The organism is Streptomyces sp. NPDC090106 (genome assembly GCF_044747265.1).
Classification (GTDB): domain Bacteria; phylum Actinomycetota; class Actinomycetes; order Streptomycetales; family Streptomycetaceae; genus Streptomyces.
Map to the genome: position 1 here is coordinate 417,811 of NZ_JBIVDS010000009.1, position 2,537 is coordinate 420,347.

The 2,537-nt window shown below is 73.1% G+C and carries 3 protein-coding genes; 2 read left to right on the plus strand and 1 reads right to left on the minus strand.

All coding sequences use genetic code 11. The annotated features are described in order from the left end of the window. Positions 1 to 237 precede the first annotated feature (237 nt). Positions 238 to 927 (plus strand): response regulator transcription factor, encoded by a 690-nt coding sequence (locus tag ACIPSE_RS29210; protein ID WP_401668048.1) that lies wholly within the window; start codon positions 238 to 240, stop codon positions 925 to 927. After that, positions 920 to 2,011 carry a sensor histidine kinase gene (locus tag ACIPSE_RS29215; RefSeq protein ID WP_401668050.1) on the plus strand — a complete coding sequence of 364 codons (1,092 nt, stop codon included), beginning with the start codon at positions 920 to 922 and terminating at the stop codon, positions 2,009 to 2,011. The genes ACIPSE_RS29210 and ACIPSE_RS29215 overlap by 8 nt, the downstream gene beginning before the upstream one ends. A 10-nt stretch (positions 2,012 to 2,021) precedes the next feature. Here the strand turns inward: ACIPSE_RS29215 and ACIPSE_RS29220 are convergent, their stop codons facing one another. Continuing rightward, positions 2,022 to 2,387 (minus strand): ArsR/SmtB family transcription factor, encoded by a 366-nt coding sequence (locus ACIPSE_RS29220; RefSeq protein WP_401668053.1) that lies wholly within the window; start codon positions 2,385 to 2,387, stop codon positions 2,022 to 2,024. Positions 2,388 to 2,537: the final 150 nt, after the last annotated feature.

Sequence of the window (2,537 nt, forward strand, 5' to 3'; positions counted from 1 at the left end):
GGCGGGCGGGGGGGGGGCCCCAGGGCGGGGGGGCCCCCCCGCCTACCCCCCCACACCCCCTGGATCCAGAGTCTAGACAGATACGGCACACACGATCTCCACATCCTGTCGAGGGGCGGGGGCCGGACGTCCGGAGAGCCGGGATTCGGCCACCGCGCGAAGCGGGCCACGGCGTCGCCGGTCCGTCGGCGGTTTCCGATATGCCGGCGATAGGGCACGGCTCGTAGCCTGGACGGCATGCGTGTGCTGATCGTCGAGGACGAGCCCTTTCTGGCGGAGGCCATCCGCGACGGTCTGCGGCTGGCGGCCATCGCCGCCGACATCGCGGGCGACGGGGACACCGCCCTGGAGATGCTGAGCGTCAACGCCTACGACATCGCCGTCCTGGACCGGGACATCCCGGGGCCCTCCGGTGACGAGGTCGCCCGGCGGATCGTCGCCTCGGGCAGCGGCATGCCGATCCTGATGCTGACCGCGGCGGACCGGCTCGACGACAAGACGTCCGGGTTCGAACTCGGCGCGGACGACTACCTCACGAAACCCTTCGAGCTCCAGGAACTCGCCCTCAGACTGCGGGCCCTGGACCGCAGGCGCGCCCATGTGCGGCCCCCGGTACGGGAGATCGCGGGGCTGCGCGTGGACCCGTTCCGCAGGGAGGTGTACCGGGACGGCCGCTTCGTGCCGCTGACCAGGAAGCAGTTCGCCGTGCTCGACGTCCTCGTGGCCGCCGAGGGTGGCGTGGTGAGCTCGGAGGAACTCCTGGAACGCGCGTGGGACGCGAACGCCGACCCGTTCACCAACGCCGTGCGCATCACCGTCTCCGCGCTGCGCAAGCGCCTGGGCGAACCCTGGATCATCGCCACGGTGCCGGGGGTCGGGTACCGCATCGACGGTGCGCCGCAGGACACGGGGGCCTCGCGTGCGTAGGGAGCCCGGGCTCAGCGTCCGCGTCAAACTCACCCTCAGCTACGCCGGGTTCCTCATGGCCGCCGGGCTGCTGGCGCTGGTGGCCGGGTGGGTGTTCCTCAACCGGGTGCCGCATCCGGGGCTGGTCTTCCTGCCGGGCTACCGCACCGCCGTCGTCCGCGCGTTCGCCCCCACCGCGCTCGCCGTCCTCACGTTCCTGCTGGTCTTCGGGCTCACCGGAGGATGGTTCCTCGCCGGCCGGATGCTCGCGCCGCTGACCCGGATCACGGAGGCGACCCGTACGGTCGCGAGCGGGTCGCTCTCGCACCGGATCCGGCTGCCGGGCCGCACGGACGAGTTCCGCGAACTCGCCGACGCCTTCGACCAGATGCTCGCGCGCCTCGAAGCGCATGTGACGGAGCAGCGGCGTTTCGCGGCCAACGCCTCGCACGAACTGCGCACGCCGCTGGCCGTCTCCAAGGCGCTGCTCGACGTGGCCCGCGCCGATCCCGACCACGATCCGCGCGAGGTGATCGAGCGCCTCCACGCCGTCAACACCCGGGCGATCGACCTCACCGAGGCGCTGCTCCTGCTCAGCCGGGCCAACCAGCGGTCCTTCGCCCGGGAGCCGGTCGACCTGTCACTGCTGGCGGAGGAAACCGCCGAGTCGCTGCTGCCGCTGGCCGAGAAGCACGGCGTCACCGTCGAGACGTCCGGTGACATCGCCCCGGCCGCCGGTTCTCCGGCGCTGCTGCTCCAGCTGACCATGAACCTCGTGCACAACGCCATCGTCCACAACCTGCCCGAGCGGGGCACCGTGTGGGTGACCGCGCGGGTGCGCCGTGGGACCGTCGCGCTCACCGTCGAGAACACCGGTGAGCACGTGAGCCCGCGCCTGGCCTCGACGCTCACCGAGCCGTTCCAGCGCGGCACCGAGCGCACGCACTCCGACCAGGCGGGCGTCGGCCTCGGACTCGCCATCGTCAAGTCCATCACCCGGGCCCACGACGGAACGCTCACCCTCGCCCCGCGCCCGGACGGCGGTCTGCGCATCACCGTCGAACTGCCCGGAGCCGCACCGTCCACGCCACGGCCGGGCGTCTGAGGGGACGCCGTCACCCGAGGTCGGACCCCGTCACCGACAGGTGCGGGGAGTCGGCCTCCTGGAGTTCGGCGAGCAACTGGTTCCGTCCGGCGAGGAGTTCGGTGAGGATACGGCGGGCCGCGCGCAGCAGTTCGGCGACGTCGCCGCCGGCGAGGGCGTAGCGGACCGTGGAGCCCTCGCGCATGGACACCACGATGCCGGAGCGGCGCAGGACGGCCAGTTGCTGCGAGAGGCTCGACGGCTCGATCTCTATGTCCGCGAGCAGATCCCGCACGGACACCGGGCCGTGCTGCAGGAGTTCCAGCACCCGGATGCGCACGGGGTGCCCGAGCATGCGGAAGAACTCGGCCTTGACTTGGTAGAGGGGCGCCTGCATGTCTGCTCGCTCCTGGTCGAGAGGCTGGTGGGACGGCTGCCGTGGGGGGGGGGGGGGGGGGGGGCCCCCCCCCCCCCCCGCCCCCCCCCCCGCGGCCCCCCCCCCCCCCCCCCGCCCCCCGCGCCCCCCCCCCGCCCCCCCCCGTGATTG